General features: G+C 61.5%; 18 protein-coding genes, 2 tRNA genes and 3 rRNA genes. 19 read left to right on the top strand and 4 right to left on the bottom strand.

Going from position 1 to position 23,250, the window contains the following annotated elements:
• Positions 1-35: 35 nt before the first annotated feature.
• The 7 genes from fliL (at position 36) to fliR (ending at position 4,523) form a co-directional block, all read left to right on the top strand.
• A complete protein-coding gene (gene fliL / locus R9X41_RS03785) occupies positions 36-599 on the top strand; it encodes a flagellar basal body-associated FliL family protein (protein WP_318633564.1) in 564 nt (187 codons plus the stop codon).
• Positions 600-745: 146 nt separating this feature from the next.
• Positions 746-1,747, top strand: a complete 1,002-nt coding sequence (gene fliM / locus R9X41_RS03790; RefSeq protein WP_318633565.1) for a flagellar motor switch protein FliM — start codon at positions 746-748, stop codon at positions 1,745-1,747.
• Complete coding sequence (gene fliN / locus R9X41_RS03795) at positions 1,740-2,171, top strand: flagellar motor switch protein FliN (RefSeq protein ID WP_318633566.1); 432 nt, start codon at positions 1,740-1,742, stop codon at positions 2,169-2,171. Before fliM ends, fliN begins: the two co-directional genes overlap by 8 nt.
• A 187-nt stretch (positions 2,172-2,358) precedes the next feature.
• Positions 2,359-2,700: a FliO/MopB family protein gene (locus R9X41_RS03800; RefSeq protein ID WP_318633567.1), complete on the top strand. Its 342-nt coding sequence runs from the start codon at positions 2,359-2,361 to the stop codon at positions 2,698-2,700.
• The gene (gene fliP / locus R9X41_RS03805; protein WP_412556659.1) at positions 2,693-3,454 is read left to right on the top strand and encodes a flagellar type III secretion system pore protein FliP; all 762 of its coding nucleotides are present in this window, start codon (positions 2,693-2,695) and stop codon (positions 3,452-3,454) included. The genes R9X41_RS03800 and fliP overlap by 8 nt, the downstream gene beginning before the upstream one ends.
• A 28-nt stretch (positions 3,455-3,482) precedes the next feature.
• Positions 3,483-3,752: a flagellar biosynthesis protein FliQ gene (gene fliQ, locus R9X41_RS03810; protein ID WP_318633568.1), complete on the top strand. Its 270-nt coding sequence runs from the start codon at positions 3,483-3,485 to the stop codon at positions 3,750-3,752.
• Positions 3,753-3,758: 6 nt separating this feature from the next.
• Positions 3,759-4,523 (top strand): flagellar biosynthetic protein FliR, encoded by a 765-nt coding sequence (gene fliR / locus R9X41_RS03815; RefSeq protein WP_318633569.1) that lies wholly within the window; start codon positions 3,759-3,761, stop codon positions 4,521-4,523.
• An 802-nt stretch (positions 4,524-5,325) separates the two neighbouring features.
• Here the strand turns inward: fliR and R9X41_RS03820 are convergent.
• On the bottom strand, positions 5,326-5,955 hold the full coding sequence (locus R9X41_RS03820) for a response regulator (protein ID WP_318633570.1): 630 nt from the start codon (positions 5,953-5,955) through the stop codon (positions 5,326-5,328).
• Positions 5,952-7,064: a hybrid sensor histidine kinase/response regulator gene (locus R9X41_RS03825; RefSeq protein WP_318633571.1), complete on the bottom strand. Its 1,113-nt coding sequence runs from the start codon at positions 7,062-7,064 to the stop codon at positions 5,952-5,954. Before R9X41_RS03825 ends, R9X41_RS03820 begins: the two co-directional genes overlap by 4 nt.
• 243 nt (positions 7,065-7,307) lie before the next feature.
• Between R9X41_RS03825 and R9X41_RS03830 the strand changes: the two genes are divergently transcribed.
• Genes R9X41_RS03830 through R9X41_RS03860 form a run of 7 tightly spaced genes read left to right on the top strand, consistent with a single transcriptional unit; the run spans position 7,308 to position 13,636 of the window.
• On the top strand, positions 7,308-7,754 hold the full coding sequence (locus R9X41_RS03830) for a hypothetical protein (RefSeq protein ID WP_318633572.1): 447 nt from the start codon (positions 7,308-7,310) through the stop codon (positions 7,752-7,754).
• Between the two features lie 59 nt (positions 7,755-7,813).
• Positions 7,814-8,176, top strand: coding sequence for a response regulator (locus tag R9X41_RS03835; protein ID WP_318633573.1), 363 nt, complete (start codon positions 7,814-7,816; stop codon positions 8,174-8,176).
• Between the two features lie 60 nt (positions 8,177-8,236).
• Positions 8,237-10,429, top strand: coding sequence for a chemotaxis protein CheW (locus R9X41_RS03840; RefSeq protein ID WP_318633574.1), 2,193 nt, complete (start codon positions 8,237-8,239; stop codon positions 10,427-10,429).
• A 36-nt stretch (positions 10,430-10,465) separates the two neighbouring features.
• On the top strand, positions 10,466-10,954 hold the full coding sequence (locus R9X41_RS03845) for a chemotaxis protein CheW (RefSeq protein ID WP_318633575.1): 489 nt from the start codon (positions 10,466-10,468) through the stop codon (positions 10,952-10,954).
• 24 nt (positions 10,955-10,978) lie between these two features.
• Entirely contained in the window at positions 10,979-11,845 is an 867-nt protein-coding gene (locus tag R9X41_RS03850; protein ID WP_318633576.1) for a CheR family methyltransferase, read from the top strand.
• A complete protein-coding gene (cheD, locus tag R9X41_RS03855; RefSeq protein WP_318633577.1) occupies positions 11,832-12,500 on the top strand; it encodes a chemoreceptor glutamine deamidase CheD in 669 nt (222 codons plus the stop codon). Before R9X41_RS03850 ends, cheD begins: the two co-directional genes overlap by 14 nt.
• Positions 12,501-12,532: 32 nt before the next feature.
• The gene (locus R9X41_RS03860; RefSeq protein WP_318633578.1) at positions 12,533-13,636 is read left to right on the top strand and encodes a protein-glutamate methylesterase/protein-glutamine glutaminase; all 1,104 of its coding nucleotides are present in this window, start codon (positions 12,533-12,535) and stop codon (positions 13,634-13,636) included.
• 1 nt (position 13,637) lies between these two features.
• On the opposite strand, the gene R9X41_RS03865 is transcribed toward R9X41_RS03860, so the two are convergent.
• Both R9X41_RS03865 and R9X41_RS03870 read right to left on the bottom strand, forming a co-directional pair.
• Positions 13,638-15,218: a phospholipase D-like domain-containing protein gene (locus R9X41_RS03865; protein ID WP_318635143.1), complete on the bottom strand. Its 1,581-nt coding sequence runs from the start codon at positions 15,216-15,218 to the stop codon at positions 13,638-13,640.
• Between the two features lie 165 nt (positions 15,219-15,383).
• Positions 15,384-17,270: an ATP-binding cassette domain-containing protein gene (locus tag R9X41_RS03870; protein ID WP_318633579.1), complete on the bottom strand. Its 1,887-nt coding sequence runs from the start codon at positions 17,268-17,270 to the stop codon at positions 15,384-15,386.
• Positions 17,271-17,880: 610 nt separating this feature from the next.
• Here R9X41_RS03870 and R9X41_RS03875 point away from each other — a divergent pair.
• The 5 genes from R9X41_RS03875 to rrf all read left to right on the top strand — a co-directional run bounded on the left by R9X41_RS03875 (position 17,881) and on the right by rrf (position 23,182).
• Positions 17,881-19,409 (top strand): 16S ribosomal RNA (locus tag R9X41_RS03875).
• A 78-nt stretch (positions 19,410-19,487) separates the two neighbouring features.
• A tRNA-Ile gene (locus R9X41_RS03880) sits at positions 19,488-19,564 on the top strand.
• Between the two features lie 62 nt (positions 19,565-19,626).
• Positions 19,627-19,702 (top strand) — tRNA-Ala (locus tag R9X41_RS03885).
• A 361-nt stretch (positions 19,703-20,063) separates the two neighbouring features.
• Positions 20,064-22,941, top strand: a 23S ribosomal RNA gene (locus R9X41_RS03890).
• Positions 22,942-23,069: 128 nt separating this feature from the next.
• Positions 23,070-23,182: ribosomal RNA gene (gene rrf / locus R9X41_RS03895) — 5S ribosomal RNA — on the top strand.
• The 16S, 23S and 5S rRNA genes sit together here with 2 tRNA genes alongside, the layout of an rRNA operon.
• The last annotated feature ends 68 nt before the right edge of the window (positions 23,183-23,250 follow it).

The following is a 23,250-nucleotide window of genomic DNA, read 5'->3' on the forward strand; positions in this document are numbered from 1 at the left end:
CCGGCTCCCACCATTGCCGTTCGAGGAACACCACCGTGGCCGATGCCGCTCCCAAGCCGAAGTCGAAGAAGAAGCTGATGGTCATCGTCATCGGACTCGTCGTGGTCCTGGCGGTCGCCGGTGGCGCTGCGATGTTCCTCATGAAGAAGAACGCCGCGACCGATGAAGACGGCGAGGAGGCCGCCGCGCCTGCGGCCCACGCCAAGCACGACGACAAGAATCCGCCGACCTTCCTGCCGATCGACAACCTGGTGGTGAACCTGGCCGATCCCGGGGGCGAGCGTTTCGCGCAGATCGGCATCACCTTCCAGATGGCCGACAGCCACAGCGCCGATTCGCTCAAGACCAACATGCCGCGCGTGCGCAGCGCGATCCTGATGCTGACCTCGCAACGCAGCTCCGAAGAGCTGTTGTCGCGCGACGGCAAGCTCAAGCTGGCCAAGGCTATTTCCGACGAAGCGTCTCGTACTTTTGGTATCGAACCGGAAGACGAGGAGGACGAGGATGAGGATGCACCGAAGAAAAAGAAAAAGAAGCGCAAGGCTCAGCCAGAAAGCCCCGTCCAGGGTGTGCTCTTTTCCAGTTTCATCGTGCAGTAGATGATTCACCCCCAAGCTCTCTCACTTCGTGTAGACGCTGATCCCCTTTCGGGGGGCGGCGCTGGCCGTTCGGCGAAGCCGGCCCGGCGGCGCGCTGAAAAATGCGGGGCGGGCGTTCGTTGTTCGGGCATTGATGGAGATTTCGCATGAGTGAAGCGTTTCTTTCCCAGGAAGAAGTCGATGCCCTCCTCGAAGGCGTCACGGGCGAAAGCCAGAAGATGGCCGAGGAGGCGACCGAAACCGGCGGCATCCGCAACTACGACATCTCCAGCCAGGAGCGCATCGTCCGCGGACGCATGCCGACGATGGAGATCGTCAACGAGCGCTTCGCCCGCAATCTGCGCGTGGGCTTGTTCAACTTCACCCGCCGCAATCCCGAGATCTCGGTCGGCACGGTGACGGTGCAGCGCTACAGCGCGTTCCTGCGTGAACTGGCGGTGCCGACCAACTTCAACATCGTGGCGATCCGGCCGCTGCGTGGCAGCGGGCTGATCGTGTGCGAGCCGGCCCTGCTGTTCGGTGTGATCGACACGCTCTATGGCGGCATCGGCAAGTTCCAGACGCGCATCGAAGGCCGCGATTTCTCGCCGACCGAACAGCGGGTGATCAACCGCCTGGTCGATGTGATCTGCGCCGAATACAAGAAGGCCTGGTCGGGCATTTACCCGATCGAGCTGGAATACCAGCGCTCGGAAATGCAGCCGCAATTCGCCAACATCGCCACGCCCAGCGAGATCTGCGTGGCCAGCGCTTTCCAGCTGGAGATCGGCGACATCGTCGGCATGATCCACATCTGCATGCCCTACGCCACGCTGGAGCCGATCCGCGACGTGCTGTTCTCTTCCACGCAGGGCGACTCGATCGAGGTCGACCGCCGCTGGGTCAAGCTGCTGTCGCGCGAGATCCAGGCAGCCGAGGTCACCATGGTGGCCGAGCTCGCGCAGGCGCAGGCCACCGTCGAGCAACTGCTGGCGATGAAGGTCGGTGACTTCATCGAACTCGACCGGGCGCCGCGCATCGAGGCGACGATCGGCGGAGTGCCGATGTTCAGTTGCACCTACGGCACACACAACGCCAAGTACGCGATCCGCATCGAGGACAACCTGCGCGGCACCGAAACGAACTGGATTGGAGAAAAGAATGGCTGAAGACCCGACCAACAACAGCGACGACGACATGTCGGCCTGGGCCGAGGCGCTGGAAGAAGCCAAGTCCGCGCCGCCGCGTCCGGATGGCTCGCAGAACGGTGGTCCGCTCTTCGGCGGCGAGCCGGTCACCTCGGCTGGCGCCACCGCCGACGCAGCGCTCGGCGACATCAACCGGGTGCTCGACATCCCGGTCCAGCTTTCGGTGGAGCTCGGCCGGGTGAAGGTGCCCATCAAGTACATCCTGCAGCTGGCGCAGGGCTCCGTCGTCGAGCTCGACGCGCTGGCCGGCGAGCCGATGGACGTGCTGGTCAACGGCTACCTCATCGCCCAGGGCGAGGTGGTGGTGGTGAACGACAAGTTCGGTATTCGTCTGACCGACGTGGTGACGCCTTCGGAGCGCCTGCGTCGGGTCAGCAAAGGGTGACTTTGAGCCTTCCGGCTTCTCGCGGCGCTGCGCGCCGTGTAGTGCGCCACCTCCCGGGGAGGAGGCGCGTTCGCCTCAGGGCGGCCCGGCGGTTCGACCGCTCATGCGGTCTGGTCGGCCTGCGGTTTTCGCGTAGTTCCGAGGCTTGATCGCCAGAAATTTGCAGCATGATCCGCCGATGAGCCCCATGTCCCAATCGCTGCTGTCCGTTGTCGTCTTCATCGCCGTGCTGGCCATGGTTCCCTGGGGCCTGCGCTGGCTGAAGCAGCGCACCGGCGGCCTGCCGGGCGCGGTGCCGGGTAGCGGTTCGCGCGTGGTGTCGGCGCTGGGCGTGGGCCCGACGCAGCGGGTGGTGACGGTGGAGGTCGGTCCGCCCGAGGCACGGGTCTGGCTGGTGCTGGGTGTGACCGCGCAGAACGTCACCCCGCTGCACACCATGCCGGCGCCGGGCTTCGCGCAGGCCGCTCGCCTCGTGGAAGCATCGGCTTCTCCGGCCGCACACGATTACCGGGGACCGGGACATGTCTAGAACTTCTTGCCGCGCCCTCGGTGCGGCCCTTTTGCTGCTGTTGCTCCCGGCGCTGTCGTGGGCGCAGGCGAGTGCACCGAACGGGCAACTGCCCTTGCTGATGGGCACCGGCTCCGGCGGCACGAGTTTCTCGGTGCCGATCCAGACCTTGTTGTTCTTCACGGCGCTGTCGTTTCTGCCGGCGGTGCTGCTGATGATGACCTCGTTCACCCGCATCGTGATCGTGCTGTCGCTGCTGCGTCAGGCGATGGGCACGCAGTCGGCGCCACCCAACCAGATTGTGATCGGCCTGTCGCTGTTTCTCACCTTCTTCGTCATGGGCCCCACCTTCGACCGCGTCTATCGCGAGGCCTACGCGCCCTACAACGCGCAGCAGATCAGTTTCGAGCAGGCGCTGGACCGGGGCGAAGCACCGATGCGCCAGTTCATGACCAAGCAGACGCGCCAGTCCGACTACGCGCTGTTCGCCCGCCTGGCGCGGCTGGAGCCGGGCGTGACCATCGAGAACGCGCCGTTCCGGGTGCTGGTGCCGTCGTTCGTCACCAGCGAGCTCAAATCGGCGTTCCAGATCGGCTTCATGATCTTCATTCCGTTCCTGGTGATCGACCTCGTCGTGGCGAGCGTGCTGATGTCACTGGGGATGATGATGTTGTCGCCGGTGCTGGTGGCCTTGCCCTTCAAGCTGATGCTGTTCGTGCTGGCCGATGGGTGGAATCTCTTGATCGGCTCCTTGGCCGCGAGCTTTGCCCAATGATGGCCGCATCTGATCGGAGACTCTGCCCATGAATCCGCAAGTCGTGCTGACCACGGGGCAGGAGGCGCTGACGCTGCTGCTGATGGTGTCCATGCCCTTGCTCGGGGTGATCATGGTGGTGGGGCTGATCGTGAGCATCTTCCAGGCGATCACGCAGATCAGCGAAGCCACGCTTTCTTTCGTGCCCAAGCTGATCGCCGCGATCGTGGTGTTCGCCGTGGCCGGGCCGTGGATGCTGACCACGCTGGTCGATTACCTGCGGCGGATGATCGAGGCGATTCCAAGCTACGTGGCGTGATGTGACGTGATCTCGTTTTCCGAAGCCCAGATCGCGGCCTGGCTGTCGCCGGTGCTGTGGCCTTTTCTGCGGGTGCTGGGCATGTTCTCGGTGGCGCCGATCTTCTCGATGCGGTCGATTCCGGTGCGGGCCAAGGTGGGGCTTGCGCTGCTCATCTCCATTGCTGCGCAGCCCAGTCTGACGGGGCAGCCGATCATCGGTGTCGACTCGCCCGGCGCGCTCGGTGCGGTGGCGCAGCAGGTGGGGGTGGGGATGGCCATCGGGTTCGCGGTGCGGCTGGTGTTCGCTTCGGTCGAGCTGGCCGGGGAGCTGATCGGGCTGCAGATGGGGTTGAACTTCGCTTCGTTCTTCAATCCGGCTTCTGGGGGGCAGGCCAGTGCGGTTTCTGGATTTTTGGGGCAGATTTCGTTGCTGCTCTTTATTGTGGTCAATGGGCATCTGACGCTGGTGATGGCTGTTGTTCGCAGCTTTCAGACATTTCCTGCGGACGGGAATGTTTTGGAAGTCTTGTCTACGGTTCAGCTTTATCGGTTGGGGACTGAGCTGTTTGCCAGTGCGCTTTGGGTGGCGATGCCGATGATTGCCTTGCTGGTTTTTGTTAATTTGGCATTGGGGATTATTTCTCGGGTGGCGCCGCAGATGAATATTTATGCTATTGGGTTTCCTATTACGTTGAGTGTGGGGATGGTGGGGATCGCGGCTACCTTGCCTATGTTGGATGCGCCTTTGATGGCGTTGATGAATAAAGTTGTGGATTTGTTTGTTCGTTGAGGTTTTGCTCTGCAGGTGAGGTGTTTTTTAGAGTGGGGTGATTTTTTTTGTTTCTTTTCTTGTCAGAGGGTGGAGCTGGGGGCTTGCGCGCCCCCAGACCCGCGGTAACTTTCTTTTGTTGGGACAAAAGAAAGTCACCAAAGAAAAACCCTTGAAGACGAGCTCGAAGCTCGGTCGGGCCATTGCTTCGCTCGGCCTGGGGAATGTGCCTTCGAACGCTCTAACGGCAACAGTTTGGACAAGGGTCGATCGAGTGCCTTGGCCCCTGCTTCGCAGGGTCGGGGCTGAGAGGATAAGAACAGGCGACCGCACTGGCGGAGCGCGCAGGCGCGGTGCGAAGTGCCCTGGCGGAATGCTAGGCGTGGTACTCAAACATCGACCCGAAACAGGGCATGAACGGGGCGGCCATCACGACGTGACCCGGACCACGGTGCGCAGCGCGCGTGGCGATCGAATCAGTGCGGCCCCCTCACCGTGCTCAGTGCAGTCAACTGTCCTTACCCTCTCAGCCCCGACCCGCGAAGCGGGGCCAAGGCCCTGGATCGACCCTTGTCCAAACTGTTGCCGCTAGAGCGTTCGAAGGCACATTCCCCAGGCCGAGCGAAGCAATGGCCCGACCGAGCTTCGAGCTCGTCTTCAAGGGTTTTTCTTTGGTGACTTTCTTTTGTCCCAACAAAAGAAAGTTACCGCGGGTCTGGGGGCGCGCAAGCCCCCAGCTCCACCCTCTGAAAAGAGAAGAAAAGAAACACAAAAAGGCCGCCTCAACAAAGAGTTTTTAGCCAAAGAGAGAGAAAAAACCCCCTCAAACCAACCCATTCCGAATAGCATAAACCGTCAACTCGGCATTATTGGAAAGCCCCAGTTTCTCCATTACCCGCGTCCGGTAGACACTCACGGTCTTGGGAGAGAGCATCAACTCCTCAGCAATATCAGATAGCCTCCTCCCGGAAGCGATCTTCAGCAGAGTCTGCAACTCCCGCTCAGACAAAGTCGAATGCGGCGACTCCGCCACCGGCTTGGCCACACTCTCGGCCAGCATCTGCGCCACCTCAGGCGTGAGGTATTTCCGCCCCTGCGCCACCGTCCGCACCGCCTGAACCAACTCAGCCGGATCCCCCGCCTTGTTGACATACCCGAAAGCCCCCGCCCGCAAACACCGAATGGCGTACTGATCCTCGGGATACATCGAGACGATCAACACGCGGACGAGCTCGTCCGTTTCCTTGAGCGTGGCCAGAACCTCCAGCCCCCCGCGCCCAGGCATGGACAAATCTAGCAGCAGCACATCGCAAGTCTTGCTACGCAGGGCCTCACGCAGTTCGGCATAACTGCCGACGTCCGCCGTGACGGTGATGTCGACCGCATCGCTCAAGGTGTCGCGAATCCCGCGCCGCACGAGCGCGTGGTCGTCGCAGAGCATCACATGGATCATGGCGGGTCTCCCGGACTGGCGTCCGCCTGGTCTGTCAGGGGGACCGAAAGAATGATCGAGGTGCCGCCGCCCGGACGACCGCTGATGTCCAGCCAGCCGCCCGCGGTCTTGGCGCGCTCCTGCAGCCCGCGCAGCCCGAAGGCCCGCGGCTTGTCGCGCATCTCCGGCGGAATGCCGCTTCCGTTGTCGGCGATTTCCAGCGTGAGCACGCCTTCCCCATCGGTCAGCTCGATGTGGACTTCGGTGCTTTCCGGCGCATGTTTGGTGATGTTGGTCAAAGCTTCCTGAGCCGTGCGGTAGGCCGCGAGTTCGATCGTCGGCGCCAGCGCGATGCGCTCGGCCGGGGCCTGGATGCGCACCGGGGTGCCGGTGCGACGGGTGAAGTTGTCGGCCAGCCACTGGATGGCGGCACCGATGCCCTGCTCCAGCACGGGCGGGCGCAGGTTCATCATGATGCGCTGGCTGGCGTCCATGGCGTGGCGCAGCATGTCGACGCCGGCCTGCGCGTGGCGCTGCATCTCCTGGCCGTCGGCATGGCGGACGATCCACGCCAGGTCGAACTTGACCGCTGCGAGCGAGCCGCCGATGTCGTCGTGGATCTCGCGGGCGATGGCGGCGCGCTCCTGTTCGATGCTTTGCTGCAGGTGCTCGGTGAGCTCGGCCAGGCGGCGTTCGGAGAGCGCGAGTTCGCGGTCGGCGCGCTCGCGCTCGCGTTGGGCGGTGCGGAATTCGATGGCCCGGGCGATCACGTGCGGCAGCTTGGCGACGTCGTCCTTGAGCAGGTAGTCGCTGATGCCGCGTCGTATCGCATGCACCGCCGCCGCTTCGCCGATGGCGCCGGAAAGCACCACGAATGGCGGTGCCGCGCGCTGGTCGGTACCCAGGGCGTTCCAGGCATCGATGGCGGTGAAGCCGGGCAGGTTGTAGTCGACGATGACCACGTCGAAAACCTCGGTGCGCAGGGCACTCAGCAGGCCGTCGAGCGTCTCCACGTGCCGCAGGCTGAAAGGCCGGCCGGCACGCTGCAGGGTCATGCGCACCAGGGCATGGTCGGTCGGCGAATCCTCGAGGTGCAGGATGCGCAGCGGGGCGAGCGGTTCATCTGCCATGCAATGCGATCGGTCGCCACGAATCCGGCGTCGACGGACTCGGTTCATGGCGATGGGTTGATAGTGGGCGATTACAACAAACAATATAAAAATGCGTTCAGTCTGCCTGAATTGTGCCGATATGTATGCGTAAGATAGAGGTCAATTCCGGAACCGGTCTGCCTCGGGAACCAGATCACCACGGACAACTGCGCCGAAGCGTTTGGATGCGGCGCAACGGCATTCCGCCAGGATGGAGATTCGATGCAAACACCGTTCGTCGAGGATGGCGGCCCTGCGGTGCAAATGCCGCTGATGGTGGTGGCCGAGGTTCAGGATTCGCTGCTCGTCGTCATGCACGACCTGCAGCGGCTGGAAGGTCTGCTGAGCCACGCCTGCGACAACCTCATGGATCGCTTCGGCGAGGCCAATGCCCGCCTCGAAGGCCCCGCCACGACGATCGGCGGGCCGGTCGCCGAGGCGCTCGGGTCGCTGCGCGCGGCGGTGACCGAACTTCAATTCCAGGACATGTCCTCGCAGCTGATCGTGCACATCACACGCGTGCTGCAAGGCTGCGCCTTCCGCCTGGCGGCCGAATCGATGGGTCGGGAAGAAGGCGAGGAGGCCACGCAGGTGACCGCGATCCAGCCCGAGCGCCCCAACCCGGTGACACAGAGCGAGATGGACGCCGGTTCAGTCGAGCTGTTCTGAGTCACACCTTTTCCCCCGAATAAAACGCATAGCTGCAAACGTTTGCTGGAGCCCAAGACATGTTTTCGATCCTCGCTGTTGATGACTCTCCATCCATGCGAAAAATGGTTTCTTTCACTTTGACGGGCGCCGGCTACCACGTGGTGGAAGCGGTGGACGGGCAGGACGCCTTCGAGAAGGCGCAGACCGAGAAGATCGATCTGGTGCTGGCCGACCAGAACATGCCGCGCCTCGACGGCATCGGCCTGACGCGCATGCTGCGCGAGAACCCCAAGTTCAAGACCACGCCCATCCTGATCCTGACCACCGAGTCGAGCGACCAGATGAAGCAGGCCGGCCGGGCGGCCGGCGCCACCGGCTGGCTGGTCAAGCCCTTCGATCCGAACCGGTTGATCGAGGTGATCCAGAAAGTGATCCGCTGAGCGGCTCCGTCGCTCGCGAGACAGAGACAAGCAGCATGAAACAACGAGAAGAAGGCTCCCATGGCTGAGGTGCAAGGCACGGGCGGCGGGGCGGATTTCGATCTCAGCCAGTTCTACGAGATCTTCTTCGAGGAGGCCGGCGAGAACCTGGACCAGATGGAGCAGATGCTGCTCAGCCTGGACCTGGCGAGCGCGGACGACGAGGAACTCAACGGCATCTTCCGCTGCGCCCATTCGATCAAGGGCGGCGCGGCGACCTTCGGCTTTTCCGACGTGGCCGAGCTGACGCACCACATGGAGTCGCTGCTGGACAAGCTGCGCCGCCACGAGCTGCAGCCCGCGCCCGCCATGGTGGATGTGCTGCTGGAATCGGCCGACGCGTCGCGCAACCTGTTGGCGCGGCACCAGTCGGGCGATACCGGCGAGGCGGCGGATACGTCCGCGCTGGTGCGGCGCATCGCCGCGCTGGCGGCGGGCGAAGTGCCCGTGGCCAGCGCGCCGGCGCCGGCGCCGGTGGCGCCTGTCGCCGAGCCGGACTTCGAGACATTCGACGAACCGCCCGCGGAGCCGGAGCCGCAAGCGCCGACGCCCGCTGCGTCCGAAAGCAAGTCCGGCCTGCGCTCGCTCGAAATCCATGTCGGCCCGCTGGAGCGGCCGGAGCAGGCCGATGCCTTGCGCGAGCTGTTCCGCGACATCCCCGACCTGGGCACCATCGAATCGCTGCCTTCGCCGCAGGCCGACACCCGCGTGTTCGCCGTGGAGACCGCGTCGAGTGACGAGGACCTGCTCGACCTGTTCATCTTCCATGTGGCCAAGGAGCAGGTGCGCATCACGCCGCGCCAGGCGTCGGTGCCGGTGCCTGCGCCCGCCCAGGAAGATCCGGACGAGGTCGAGGCACGCGCTGCCGCGCAGCGGCCGTTCGGCTTCTTCCACGACGCGCCCGGCTCGCCGATTGCATCCTTCGGTCTTTTCGAGGGCGCGCCCGGCGTGCCCGAAGGTGAAACGACGACGGCGGTATCGGCCGAGCCCGCTTCGCCGGCAGCCGCGCCCCGTGCCGGCGGTGCCGCCAAGACCGGCCAGACGCCGCTGGAGGCCAGCAGCATCCGCGTATCGGTCAGCAAGGTCGACCAGCTGATCAACCTGGTGGGCGAACTCGTCATCACCCAGGCCATGCTGGCGCAGAACAGCCAGGGCCTGGACGCAGCGCTTTACCAGCAGCTGATGAGCGGCCTGGCCGACCTCGACCGCAACACGCGCGACTTGCAGGAATCGGTCATGTCGATCCGCATGATTCCGATGTCGACCGTGTTCAGCCGCTTCCCGCGCATGCTGCGCGACCTGGCCAATCGGCTGGGCAAGAAGGTCGACCTGGTGACGCAGGGCGAGGCGACCGAGCTCGACAAGAGCCTGGTCGAGAAGATCACCGACCCGCTGACGCACCTGGTGCGCAACAGCTGCGACCACGGCATCGAGTTACCGGAGGTGCGGCTGGCCAACGGCAAGCCCGAGACCGGCACGATCACGCTGTCGGCCTCGCACCAGGGCGGCTCCATCGTCATCGAAGTGCGCGACGACGGCCGCGGGCTGTCGCGCGACAAGATCCTGAAGAAGGCGGCCGAGCGCGGCATCGAGGTGTCGGACCAGATGTCCGACAGCGATGTCTGGGGCCTGATCTTCGCGCCGGGTTTCTCCACCGCCGAGCAGGTCACCGACGTGTCCGGCCGCGGCGTGGGCATGGACGTGGTGAAGAAGAACATTCAATCCCTCGGCGGATCGGTCGATATCGATTCGGTGGAGGGTTACGGCATGAAAGTGTCGGTGCGCCTGCCGCTCACGCTGGCCATCATGGACGGCATGTCGGTGCGGGTGGCCGAAGAGGTCTACATCCTGCCGCTGTCCTCGGTGATCGAGTCCTTCCAGGTCGAGGCCGATTCGGTCAGCACGATCGCGCAGGGCTCGCAGCTGGTGAAGGTGCGCGCCGACTACATGCCGGTGGTGGCGCTGGACAAGACGTTCCAGGTGCCACGCACCGGCGATGCGCGCGAGGGCAACATCATGGTGGTGGTGGAGGCCGACGGCAGCCGCGTGGCGCTGCAGGTCGACGAACTGCTCGGCCAGCACCAGGTGGTGGTGAAGAACCTCGAATCGAACTACCGGCGCGTGCCCAACATCTCCGGGGCGACCATCCTGGGCGACGGCAAGGTCGCGCTGATCCTGGACACCGGCGGCCTGGTGCGGCGAGCGCGCCACTGACGAATTGAGGCCTGCGGGCCCACGGAAGGAATCGTGATGGGAATGATGGGAAAAATGGACGAGAGCGCGGCCAAGGGCACCAGGGAATACCTGACCTTCCGGCTCGACAAGGAAGAGTACGGCATCGACATCCTGAAGGTGCAGGAGATCCGCGGCTACGAGCCGCCGACCCGCATCGCCAACGCGCCGGCCTTCATCAAGGGCGTGGTCAACCTGCGCGGCACCATCGTGCCGATCGTGGACATGCGCCTCAAGTTCAACTGCGAGAACGCCGACTACAACAGCTTCACGGTAGTGATCATCCTGAACCTGCGCAACCGCGTGGTCGGCATCGTGGTGGACTCGGTCAGCGACGTGCTGGAGCTGAGCCCGGACCAGATCAAGGCCGCGCCGGACATCGAAAGCGTGATCGACAACGGCTGCATCCTGGGCCTGGGCTCGGTCGGTGAACGCATGCTGATCCTGCTCGACATCGAGAAGCTCATGTCCAGCGTGGACATGGGCCTGGTGGCCGCCGACGCCTGACGCCCCACGCGAACGACCGCGCCCATGCCCGCCCTGCGCGAACGCACTGCTCCCCCGCCGGCCCCCGGCGGCGTGCCGGCCCCGAACCGGGAGTTCGTCTGGACCGACCGCGACTTCGACCGCGTCCGTTCGCTGATCTACGAGCGTGCCGGCATCGACCTGCACGCGGGCAAGCATGCGATGGTCTACAGCCGGCTTTCGCGCCGGCTGCGCGAGACCGGCCATTCGAGCTTCAGCGACTACCTCGGCTGGCTCGAAACCCGCGACGGCGAAGGCGAGTGGCAGGAGTTCGTCAACGCGCTCACCACCAACCTCACCTCGTTCTTCCGCGAGCAGCATCACTTCGAGATCTTCGCCAGCCTGTTGGCCGCCCGGCCGAACGGGCCGTGGAGCGTGTGGTGCAACGCGGCGTCGACCGGCGAGGAGCCTTACTCCATCGTGATGACGGCCTTCGAGTCGCTCGGCAACCCGGCGTCGTTTCGGCTGACGGCCAGCGACATCGATTCGAAGGTGCTGGCGCAGGCGGCCAACGGTGTGTACCGCGCCGACGGGCTCAAGGGCATATCGCAGGCGCGGCTGCAGCGTTTCTTTCTGCGGGGCAAGAACGGCAATGCCGGCATGGTGCGCATACGCCCGGAGCTGCGCGCGGCCATCGACTTTTTGAGTGTCAACCTGATCCGCGACGACTGGCCGTTTCGCGAGCCTTTCGATGCGGTGTTCTGCCGGAACGTGATGATCTATTTCGACGCACCCACCCAGCGCCGCGTGCTCGAACGCATCCACCGCGTGCTCAAGCCGGGCGGCATGCTGTTCGTCGGCCATGCCGAGAATTTCAGCGACTCGCGCGACCTGTTCACGCTGCGCGGAAAGACGGTCTATGAACGCCGCTGACGCACTGGCGCGCAGCGCGCCCGCGGTGCGGGGCGGGGGCTCGTCGCTGGAACTGCTGAAGGCGGCGCGGCGCAAGCCGGGCGAGGCTTCGTTCTTCTACTTCGACCACCACTTCCAGTTCAATGCGGTGAAAGTGCTGCCGGGCGAATACTTCGTCTCCAACGAGCAGCTGGTCATCATGACGGTGCTCGGCTCCTGCATTGCCGCGTGTCTGTGGGACAGCCGCGCAGGCATCGGCGGCATGAACCATTTCATGCTGCCCGAGAGCGATGCGGCCGATGTCTCCGGCCGTTATGGCTCCTACGCGATGGAACTGCTGATCAACGAGATGATGAAGGCCGGCGCCCGTCGCGAGAACCTGCAGGCCAAGATCTTCGGCGGCGCGCAGGTGATGGCCGGTTTCACCACCATGAACGTGGGCGAGCGCAATACCAGCTTCGTGCAGGAATACCTGCGCACCGAGCGCATTCCGCTGCTGGCCGAAGACGTGCTGGACATCCATCCGCGCAAGGTCTGTTTCTTTCCGACGACCGGCAAGGCGATGGTCAAGCGGCTGGCGCACGCGCATCCCGAATCGCTGCTCAGCCAGGAACGGCGCGGCAACGCGGCCACGGTGGCGCAGACCACCTCGGGCGGGTCGGTCGACCTGTTCTGATCCTCCGCATTTCGAATCCGCATTCGTTGAGCATGAACAAGATCAGCGTGATCGTCGTCGACGACTCGGCCCTGGTGCGCAGCCTGCTGGCCGAGATCATCAACCGCCAGCCCGACATGGCCTGTATCGGCACGGCCAACGACCCCTTGATCGCGCGCGAGATGATCCGCGAGCGCAACCCGGACGTCATTACGCTCGACGTGGAAATGCCCCGCATGGACGGCATCGACTTCCTGGGCCGGCTGATGCGGCTGCGACCGATGCCGGTGGTGATGATCTCCACGCTGACCGATCGCGGTGCCGAGGTGACCATGCGGGCGCTGGAGCTGGGCGCGGTCGATTTCGTGGCCAAGCCGCGCGTGGGGGTGGCGAGCGGATTGAAGGATCTGGCCGAGCAGATCGTGGAGAAGATCCGCATCGCGTCCAAGGCCAAGGTGCGGCGCGCGCCGGCCTTGGCAGCACCCGCACCCGCTGCGCATCCTGCCAACGCTGCTGCGCCCGTCGCGCCGCCGAGCAGCAGTGCCTTGCTCGGCCGGGTGTCGACCGAGAAACTTATCTTCATCGGTGCCTCGACCGGTGGCACCGAAGCCATTCGCCAGATCCTGGTGGATCTTCCGGCGGACTGCCCGGCCATCGCGATCACCCAGCACATGCCGCCGGGTTTTACCGCCAGCTTCGCGGCGCGGCTCGATGGGCTGTGCGCGATCTCGGTGAAGGAGGCGGTGAATGGCGAGCGCATCCTGCCGGGGCATGCGTACATCGCGCCAGGCGGCAAGCAGTTCAGCATCGGTCGCAGCGGGGCCAACTACGTGGCGGTGGTGGAAGACGCCGAGCCGGTAAACCGCCATCGGCCCTCGGTGGAGGTGCTGTTCCAGTCGGCGGCGCGACACGCCGGCCGCAATGCCTACGCCATCATGCTGACCGGCATGGGTGCCGACGGCGCCAAGGCGATGCGCGAGATGAAGGACGCCGGCAGCTACAACTACGTGCAGGACGAGGCCAGCTGCATCGTCTTCGGCATGCCGCGCGAAGCCATCGCGCACGGGGCGGCCCACGAGGTGTTGCCGCTCGACCAGATCGCGGGTGCCTTGCTGCTGCGCCTGAAGTCCGGCGGCGAGGTCCGCCACCGGATCTGATTCAGAGCATTTCGTCCGGCGCGAATGGCCCGGCGATGTTCACCAGCAGCTTGAGACCGGTGCTCGCATCGGGCTCCGAGCGCAGGAGCTGACCGGCGCGCGCGGTGTCGTCGGCTGGTGGATGCCAGACCAGCACACCGTCCTGCAGTTCGACGTGGTAGCTGCGGAGCAGCGTCTTTTCGATGCCGGCGGTGAGCTCGGCCGACATCGCTCGGTTGCGGATCACGATACCGGCTTCGGTGTTTTGCAGCGCCGAGCGCATGTCGAGGTTCATGGTGCCGACGACCAGCAGCCGGTCGTCCATCACCAGGGTCTTGGCGTGCAGGCTCGATCGGCCCTGGGGTGTGGAGCCGAGCAGACGGCGGTCGGTGTCGCCGCTGGCGCGTAGCTCGTAGAGTTCCACGCCGATGGCGAGCAAGGCCTTGCGATAGCGCGCATAGCCGACATGGGCGAGCGGCGCGTCGTTCGAGGCGAGCGAATTGGTCAGCACGCGCACCCGCACGCCGCGTTGGCGAATGCCTTCGAACGCTTTCATCATGTCCGCGCCGGGAACGAAGTAGGGCGACACGATGAGCAGATCGGCCTGCGCGCGCTGGATGAGGTTGACCAGTCCGTCGACCACGGTCTCTTCTTCGTCGTCAGGCTCGTCGCCGCTGATCTTGGTGGGCTGGTCGGCCACGTAGGTCGCCGGCGCCCACACCAGTTGCAGCGTGCCCTGCTCGATCTCGCTGGCCACGCCGGCGGCGGCGGGCACCGATGGCGGCGGTACTTTGGGGGGCAGCCCGCCGGGCGCTGCCGGTGCCGATTGCTCCGACTGCGGAGGCGGCGCGGAGTCGGCCGTGCGATCGGCGCGCTGTTCGTCGATGCGCGCTCGCTCGCGGGGCGTCAGCAGGGCGGCTGCAGGATAGGCAACTGGGTCGTTCCAATACGCGTCGAAGGTGCCGGAGATCTGCCGCACGATGTCGCCGGCCACCAGGATGTCGAGGTCGAGAAAATTGCTGGTGCTGCCATGGCCGAAATAGTCGTCACCCAGGTTGCGCCCGCCGGTGACGGCCAGCGCGTTGTCGGCGATGAAAGCCTTGTTATGCATGCGCTGCTGGATGCGCTGGAAGTCGAACATCGCGCCGATCAATCGGCCGGCCTGCCAGCTCCGTGGCCCCATGACCGGATTGAACAGCCGCACTTCGATGTTGGGGACTTCGTCCATGCGCAGCACTTCGGCGTTGTCGCCGGCGGCGTTGAAGTCGTCGATCAGGATGCGCACGCGCACACCGCGCAGTGCTGCCTGGCGAAGGCGGTGCAGCAACTCGTCGGTGGAGCTGTCGTAGTGGATGCTGTAGTACTGCAGGTCGAGCGTCTTCTCGGCGGCGTCGATGAGTGCCAGGCGGCTCGCGTAGGCGTCCTCGGCATTGCCCAGCAGCCGGAAGCCTGCGCGGTGACGCGCGGCGGTGTCGGCGGGCGCGCCCGATTGCGCGTGTCTGGAAAGCGTGGTACCGGATGGGTCGGCGAGCGCCTGGGAAGGCGTTCGCCCGTTGTTGGCCGGCAGGCCGGCGCACCCGGGTAGCAGCGCTGAGAGAACCATCACGGCTAGACCGTGGCAGAGAAAGGAGCCGGCCCTGCGCATGCGGGAGGGCTGGGCGGACGCGACAGGCATTGATACAGCGGAGTGCAACCCAAAAACGGTGGATCGAATTTAGGCGGCCACCACCGCCGCGTCTGTCGGACGGCGCGCCAGCCGCCACAGGCCTCAAGCCGACAGCGCACTCCAGCGGTCGAGCGCCTGCAGCAGCATGTCGTCGATCTGCGCCGTGCGTTCGGCCAGCGCTGCTGCGCGTTTGGCGTCGGTGGCGTAAAGCGAGCCATCGTCCAGCGATGCGGCGATTTCCTTTTGCTCCGCTTCGAGTGCCGCGACTTTTTGCGGCAATTCGTCGAGCTCGCGCTGTTCTTTGTAGCTGAGCTTGCGTTTGGCGTCGGGCGCTGTTGGCGCCGGCGCTGCGGCCGGTACGGCCTTGGTGGCGGTCGGAGGCGTGGGAGATGCGGCCGATTGTTTCTGGGCAATCTCCCTGGCGCGGCGGGATTGCGTCAGCCAATCCTGCACGCCGCCTTCGTACTCGCGCCAAAGGCCGTCACCTTCGGCCACCAGCAGGCTGGTGACGACGTTGTCGAGGAAGGTCCGGTCATGGCTGACCAGGAACACGGTGCCGTCGTAGTTCTGGAGGAGGTCTTCGAGTAGCTCCAACGTGTCGATATCCAGATCGTTGGTGGGTTCGTCGAGCACCAGCACATTGACCGGCCGCGCGAAGAGCCGTGCAAGCAGCAGGCGGTTGCGTTCGCCACCGGACAGCGAGCGCACCGGCGAGGCGGCGCGGGCAGGGGAGAAGAGGAAGTCGGACAGGTAGCTCTTGACGTGCTTGCGCTGGTTGCCGATCTCGATCCACTCGCTGCCGGGGCTGATGAAGTCCTCGAGCGTGGCGTCGAGGTTCAGGCCGTCGCGCATCTGGTCGAAATAGGCGATCTCCAGGTTGGCGCCCTGGCGCACCTTGCCGGTGTCGGGGGCGAGCTGGCCCAGAATCATCTTGAGCAAGGTCGTCTTGCCGGCGCCGTTGGAGCCGACGAGGCCGATCTTGTCGCCCCGCAGAATGGTGCCGGTGAAACCCTTGACGATGTCGCGGTCGCCGTAGCGCTTGCCGACGTCGGTCAGCTCCGCCACGATCTTTCCGGACTGCTGGCCGGCGGCGACATCCATGTTGACGCGACCTTGAGAGTCGCGGCGGGCACTGCGTTGTCCGCGCAAGACTTTGAGGCGCTCGATACGGCTCTGGCTGCGGGTGCGCCGCGCTTCCACGCCCTTGCGGATCCAGATCTCTTCCTGGGCGAGCAGCTTGTCGGCCTTGGCGTTGATGACGGCTTCCTGGGCGAGCTGTTCGTCCTTTTGTGTCAGGTAAGCGGCGAAGTTGCCCGGGTAGGAGCGGAGCTTGCCGCGGTCAAGTTCGACGATGCGGGTGGCGACACGGTCGAGGAAGGAGCGGTCATGGGTGATGGTGACGATGCTGCCCTTGAAGTCGATGAGCAGGGTTTCCAGCCACTCGATCGCATCGAGATCCAGATGGTTGGTCGGCTCGTCGAGCAGGAGTACATCGGGTCGTGCCACCAGAGCCTGGGCGAGCGCCACTCGCTTGCGCATGCCGCCGGATAGCGTCGAAACGACGGCATCGGCCGCCAGATGCAGGCGATCGAGTGTTTCGTCGACGCGTTGTTCCCAGTTCCAGGCGTCGTACGCCTCGATCTCTTGTTGGAGCAGGTCGAGATCGGCGTCCGGGTCGCCGGACAGATAGCGCTCCCGCGCGGCAATGGCCGGGGCGATGCCTTGCGAGACCGCTTCGAAGATCGTCGCCGATGCCTCGAGCACCGGCTCCTGCATTACATAGGCGATGCGGATGCCGCGCTGTACCTGATAGCTACCATCGTCAGCTTTCTCCAGGCCGCCGAGGATCTTGAGCATGGAGGACTTGCCGGCGCCGTTGCGGCCGATCAGTCCGACACGTTCGGTTGTCTCCAGGGCGAAGTCCGCATGATCTAGTAAGGGAACGTGCCCGAAGGCGAGTTGTGCGTCGAGCAGTGTGAGGAGGGCCATGGGGGGATTATCCCGGGTGTCGATCTGTCCAACGACACAATCTGCTGGAAGCTGTCAAAAGTCATGCTATAGTCACAGGCTCAGCAGATGAGCGGCGTTCTTCAAGTGGATGCAGCGATTGTGCTGAGCAGTCGGGTCGAGGCTTTTGTGGCTGGAGATTTCGGTGGTTGGTTGGGTTGTGCGGGGTTTGAAAAAAATTCTGCGACTTGATTGACCGGATCGAAAAATTCGGTATAGAATTCGAGGCTCAGCTGGAAGTGCTGGAGAGTTAATCAGGTGGGTTGGTCAGGTAATCTGGCTGGTCGATCTGAGAGGCGAATCAAGATTTCCGGCAGGCGACGAAAGTCAAAAAAGTTTGACACTCTTTTAAAAAACGTGTTAGAATCTAAGGCTTCGCTGATCGCAGCTAAGCAAGTTGAATGAAGCAGTATTGAGCTGGTTTGTTCGGCAGGAATCTTTAAAAATCTACAGCCGATAAGCGTGGGCGTTTGAGAGGCGGACTTGCCAAGGTTCACAGAACCAGAGAGTCTTCATTGACTCTCATCAAACGCTCATGAGAATAGAAGTGAAGTCACTTCAATTCCGTTTTTATGAGTAAACAATCAAGATCGAACTGTAGAGTTTGATCCTGGCTCAGATTGAACGCTGGCGGCATGCCTTACACATGCAAGTCGAACGGTAACAGGTCTTCGGATGCTGACGAGTGGCGAACGGGTGAGTAATACATCGGAACGTGCCCGATCGTGGGGGATAACGCAGCGAAAGCTGTGCTAATACCGCATACGATCTACGGATGAAAGCGGGGGATCGCAAGACCTCGCGCGGACGGAGCGGCCGATGGCAGATTAGGTAGTTGGTGGGGTAAAGGCTCACCAAGCCTGCGATCTGTAGCTGGTCTGAGAGGACGACCAGCCACACTGGGACTGAGACACGGCCCAGACTCCTACGGGAGGCAGCAGTGGGGAATTTTGGACAATGGGCGCAAGCCTGATCCAGCCATGCCGCGTGCAGGATGAAGGCCTTCGGGTTGTAAACTGCTTTTGTACGGAACGAAAAGGTCTTCTTTAATACAGAGGGCCCATGACGGTACCGTAAGAATAAGCACCGGCTAACTACGTGCCAGCAGCCGCGGTAATACGTAGGGTGCAAGCGTTAATCGGAATTACTGGGCGTAAAGCGTGCGCAGGCGGTAATGTAAGACAGATGTGAAATCCCCGGGCTCAACCTGGGAACTGCATTTGTGACTGCATTGCTGGAGTGCGGCAGAGGGGGATGGAATTCCGCGTGTAGCAGTGAAATGCGTAGATATGCGGAGGAACACCGATGGCGAAGGCAATCCCCTGGGCCTGCACTGACGCTCATGCACGAAAGCGTGGGGAGCAAACAGGATTAGATACCCTGGTAGTCCACGCCCTAAACGATGTCAACTGGTTGTTGGGTCTTCATTGACTCAGTAACGAAGCTAACGCGTGAAGTTGACCGCCTGGGGAGTACGGCCGCAAGGTTGAAACTCAAAGGAATTGACGGGGACCCGCACAAGCGGTGGATGATGTGGTTTAATTCGATGCAACGCGAAAAACCTTACCCACCTTTGACATGTACGGAATTTACCAGAGATGGTTCAGTGCTCGAAAGAGAACCGTAACACAGGTGCTGCATGGCTGTCGTCAGCTCGTGTCGTGAGATGTTGGGTTAAGTCCCGCAACGAGCGCAACCCTTGTCATTAGTTGCTACGAAAGGGCACTCTAATGAGACTGCCGGTGATAAACCGGAGGAAGGTGGGGATGACGTCAAGTCCTCATGGCCCTTATAGGTGGGGCTACACACGTCATACAATGGCTGGTACAGAGGGTTGCCAACCCGCGAGGGGGAGCTAATCCCATAAAGCCAGTCGTAGTCCGGATCGCAGTCTGCAACTCGACTGCGTGAAGTCGGAATCGCTAGTAATCGCGGATCAGAATGTCGCGGTGAATACGTTCCCGGGTCTTGTACACACCGCCCGTCACACCATGGGAGCGGGTTCTGCCAGAAGTAGTTAGCCTAACCGTAAGGAGGGCGATTACCACGGCAGGGTTCGTGACTGGGGTGAAGTCGTAACAAGGTAGCCGTATCGGAAGGTGCGGCTGGATCACCTCCTTTCTGGAAAAACTAGCAAGTTCTAGCGTTATTGAACGCCCACACTTATCGGTTGTTGGAAGAGTCGAGTAGATCGACGATGGGTCTGTAGCTCAGCTGGTTAGAGCACCGTCTTGATAAGGCGGGGGTCGTTGGTTCGAGCCCAACTAGACCCACCAAGTCTTTCTGCTGGATGGGATATATCTGTGTGTGCGCGAATGAGTGCATGTCGGCAGACCTGGGGGGATTAGCTCAGCTGGGAGAGCACCTGCTTTGCAAGCAGGGGGTCGTCGGTTCGATCCCGTCATCCTCCACCAAACACCATGTCGGCGAGGTCTGCGAGAAGCAGGCGTTGTCGGGTTATCGAAGATTGGTTCAACACCAAAGTAGCTTTGCAAGAGGCTGCTTTGTTGTTGATCGCGATAGTGCGATCAATCGGCTGTTCTTTAAAAATTCATAGAGTCGAATCAGCGTTGTCGGCGGAAATGAGGTCAAGGCCTCAACCGTGCCGTCGGCAACATGAATTTTTGATTGCGTCAAAACGAATATTCAGCAAGTCTGAAAAATTCGAAGTATCGAGGCCGCAAGGCTTCATACGGCATAACGCGCCAGGTGAAAGACCTGGCAATTCCTTGAAGAATGATTTTGGAGTTTCGACAAGAGACGTCAAAGTTATAGGGTCAAGTGAATAAGAGCATGTGGTGGATGCCTTGGCGATGATAGGCGACGAAGGACGTGATAGCCTGCGATAAGCTTCGGGGAGCTGGCAAATTAGCTTTGATCCGGAGATTTCCGAATGGGGAAACCCACCCTCAGGGGTATCGCATGATGAATACATAGTCATGCGAGGCGAACCGGGTGAACTGAAACATCTCAGTAGCTCGAGGAAAAGACATCAACCGAGATTCCGAAAGTAGTGGCGAGCGAAATCGGAAGAGCCTGCTGGTGATAGCACGATTCTTAGCAAAACGATCTGGAAAGGTCGGCCATAGCAGGTGATAGCCCTGTATGCGAAAAGAGACGTGTGGTACTAGGCCAGCGACAAGTAGGGCGGGACACGTGTAATCCTGTCTGAATATGGGGGGACCATCCTCCAAGGCTAAATACTCATCATCGACCGATAGTGAACTAGTACCGTGAGGGAAAGGCGAAAAGAACCCCGGGAGGGGAGTGAAATAGATCCTGAAACCGCATGCTTACAAAAAGTAGGAGCCCGCAAGGGTGACTGCGTACCTTTTGTATAATGGGTCAGCGACTTACATTCAGTGGCAAGGTTAACCGAATAGGGAAGCCGTAGAGAAATCGAGTCCGAATAGGGCGTCCAGTCGCTGGGTGTAGACCCGAAACCAAGTGATCTATCCATGGCCAGGATGAAGGTGCCGTAACAGGTACTGGAGGTCCGAACCGACTAGTGTTGCAAAACTAGCGGATGAGCTGTGGATAGGGGTGAAAGGCTAAACAAACTTGGAAATAGCTGGTTCTCTCCGAAAACTATTTAGGTAGTGCCTCGCGTATTACCTTCGGGGGTAGAGCACTGTTTTGGCTAGGGGGTCATGGCGACTTACCAAACCAAGGCAAACTCCGAATACCGAAGAGTACAGCGCGGGAGACAGAGCACCGGGTGCTAACGTCCGGACTCAAGAGGGAAACAACCCAGACCGCCAGCTAAGGTCCCTAAAATTGGCTAAGTGGGAAACGAAGTGGGAAGGCTAAAACAGTCAGGATGTTGGCTTAGAAGCAGCCATCATTTAAAGAAAGCGTAATAGCTCACTGATCGAGTCGTCCTGCGCGGAAGATGTAACGGGGCTAAGCCAGTTACCGAAGCTGCGGATGTGCAATTTATTGCACGTGGTAGGAGAGCGTTCTGTAGGCCTGTGAAGGTGTCTTGTAAAGGATGCTGGAGGTATCAGAAGTGCGAATGCTGACATGAGTAGCGTTAAAGGGGGTGAAAAGCCCCCTCGCCGTAAGCGCAAGGTTTTCTACGCAACGTTCATCGGCGTAGAGTGAGTCGGCCCCTAAGGCGAGGCAGAGATGCGTAGCTGATGGGAAACAGGTCAATATTCCTGTACCGATCAATAGTGCGATGTGGGGACGGAGAAGGTTAGCTCAGCCAACTGTTGGACATGTTGGTTCAAGCCTGTAGTCGTGCCTGGTAGGCAAATCCGCCGGGCTTAGATGAGGGGTGATAACGAGTCTGCTTGCAGACGAAGTGAGTGATACCCTGCTTCCAGGAAAAGCCACTAAGCTTCAGCTATTGACGACCGTACCGCAAACCGACACTGGTGCGCGAGATGAGTATTCTAAGGCGCTTGAGAGAACTCGGGAGAAGGAACTCGGCAAATTGACACCGTAACTTCGGAAGAAGGTGTGCCTTTAGTAGGTGAAGGGATTTACTCCTGGAGCCCAATGAGGTTGCAAAAAATCGGTGGCTGCGACTGTTTATTAAAAACACAGCACTCTGCAAACACGAAAGTGGACGTATAGGGTGTGACGCCTGCCCGGTGCTGGAAGATTAAATGATGGGGTGCAAGCTCTTGATTGAAGTCCCAGTAAACGGCGGCCGTAACTATAACGGTCCTAAGGTAGCGAAATTCCTTGTCGGGTAAGTTCCGACCTGCACGAATGGCGTAACGATGGCCACACTGTCTCCTCCCGAGACTCAGCGAAGTTGAAATGTTTGTGATGATGCAATCTCCCCGCGGAAAGACGGAAAGACCCCATGAACCTTTACTGTAGCTTTGTATTGGACTTTGAACGGATCTGTGTAGGATAGGTGGGAGGCTTTGAAGCAGGGTCGCTAGATCTTGTGGAGCCAACGTTGAAATACCACCCTGGTGCGTTTGAGGTTCTAACCTAGGTCCATTATCTGGATCGGGGACAGTGCATGGTAGGCAGTTTGACTGGGGCGGTCTCCTCCCAAAGCGTAACGGAGGAGTTCGAAGGTACGCTAGTTACGGTCGGACATCGTGACGATAGTGCAATGGCATAAGCGTGCTTAACTGCGAGACTGACAAGTCGAGCAGATGCGAAAGCAGGACATAGTGATCCGGTGGTTCTGTATGGAAGGGCCATCGCTCAACGGATAAAAGGTACTCTGGGGATAACAGGCTGATACCGCCCAAGAGTTCATATCGACGGCGGTGTTTGGCACCTCGATGTCGGCTCATCTCATCCTGGGGCTGTAGCCGGTCCCAAGGGTATGGCTGTTCGCCATTTAAAGAGGTACGTGAGCTGGGTTTAAAACGTCGTGAGACAGTTTGGTCCCTATCTTCCGTGGGCGCTGCAGATTTGAGGAAGCCTGCTCCTAGTACGAGAGGACCGGAGTGGACGCACCTCTGGTGTATCGGTTGTCACGCCAGTGGCATTGCCGAGTAGCTAAGTGCGGAAGAGATAACCGCTGAAAGCATCTAAGCGGGAAACTCGTTTCAAGATGAGATCTGCCGGGGCCTTGAGCCCCCTGAAGAGTCGTTCTAGACCAGGACGTTGATAGGTCAGGTGTGGAAGCGCAGTAATGCGTTAAGCTAACTGATACTAATTGCTCGTGCGGCTTGACCCTATAACTTTGATCTGACCAAAATTAGATTCAAGGTGTTATGCCAAGACGTAATCAAAATACCTCAAGCTGATTCCAAACTCTATGAATTCGCCGTCCTGACATAAAAACCAGGACGGCAACCCTTTATGCCTGATGACCATAGCGAGTTGGTACCACTCCTTCCCATCCCGAACAGGACAGTGAAACGACTCCGCGCCGATGATAGTGCGGGTTCCCGTGTGAAAGTAGGTCATCGTCAGGCTATTACAGCCCGCAATAGCCCCTCAATCGTTTTGGTTGAGGGGCTTTTGTCTATACACCAGCGCAAAG

This window comes from Xylophilus sp. GOD-11R, assembly GCF_033546935.1.
Classification (GTDB): Bacteria; Pseudomonadota; Gammaproteobacteria; order Burkholderiales; family Burkholderiaceae_C; genus Xylophilus.

Excerpts from the sequence above, each read along its gene's own strand:
- R9X41_RS03840 (WP_318633574.1), top strand. The coding sequence starts at position 8,237 with ATGGCTGAGGTGCAAGGCACGGGCGGCGGGGCGGATTTCGATCTCAGC.
- fliQ (WP_318633568.1), top strand. The coding sequence starts at position 3,483 with ATGAATCCGCAAGTCGTGCTGACCACGGGGCAGGAGGCGCTGACGCTG.
- fliM (WP_318633565.1), top strand. The coding sequence starts at position 746 with ATGAGTGAAGCGTTTCTTTCCCAGGAAGAAGTCGATGCCCTCCTCGAA.
- R9X41_RS03800 (WP_318633567.1), top strand. The coding sequence starts at position 2,359 with ATGTCCCAATCGCTGCTGTCCGTTGTCGTCTTCATCGCCGTGCTGGCC.
- R9X41_RS03825 (WP_318633571.1), bottom strand. The coding sequence starts at position 7,064 with ATGGCAGATGAACCGCTCGCCCCGCTGCGCATCCTGCACCTCGAGGAT.
- R9X41_RS03850 (WP_318633576.1), top strand. The coding sequence starts at position 10,979 with ATGCCCGCCCTGCGCGAACGCACTGCTCCCCCGCCGGCCCCCGGCGGC.
- R9X41_RS03870 (WP_318633579.1), bottom strand. The coding sequence starts at position 17,270 with ATGGCCCTCCTCACACTGCTCGACGCACAACTCGCCTTCGGGCACGTT.
- R9X41_RS03820 (WP_318633570.1), bottom strand. The coding sequence starts at position 5,955 with ATGATCCATGTGATGCTCTGCGACGACCACGCGCTCGTGCGGCGCGGG.
- R9X41_RS03835 (WP_318633573.1), top strand. The coding sequence starts at position 7,814 with ATGTTTTCGATCCTCGCTGTTGATGACTCTCCATCCATGCGAAAAATG.
- fliN (WP_318633566.1), top strand. The coding sequence starts at position 1,740 with ATGGCTGAAGACCCGACCAACAACAGCGACGACGACATGTCGGCCTGG.
- fliP (WP_412556659.1), top strand. The coding sequence starts at position 2,693 with ATGTCTAGAACTTCTTGCCGCGCCCTCGGTGCGGCCCTTTTGCTGCTG.
- R9X41_RS03865 (WP_318635143.1), bottom strand. The coding sequence starts at position 15,218 with ATGGTTCTCTCAGCGCTGCTACCCGGGTGCGCCGGCCTGCCGGCCAAC.
- R9X41_RS03860 (WP_318633578.1), top strand. The coding sequence starts at position 12,533 with ATGAACAAGATCAGCGTGATCGTCGTCGACGACTCGGCCCTGGTGCGC.
- R9X41_RS03845 (WP_318633575.1), top strand. The coding sequence starts at position 10,466 with ATGGGAATGATGGGAAAAATGGACGAGAGCGCGGCCAAGGGCACCAGG.
- R9X41_RS03830 (WP_318633572.1), top strand. The coding sequence starts at position 7,308 with ATGCAAACACCGTTCGTCGAGGATGGCGGCCCTGCGGTGCAAATGCCG.
- cheD (WP_318633577.1), top strand. The coding sequence starts at position 11,832 with ATGAACGCCGCTGACGCACTGGCGCGCAGCGCGCCCGCGGTGCGGGGC.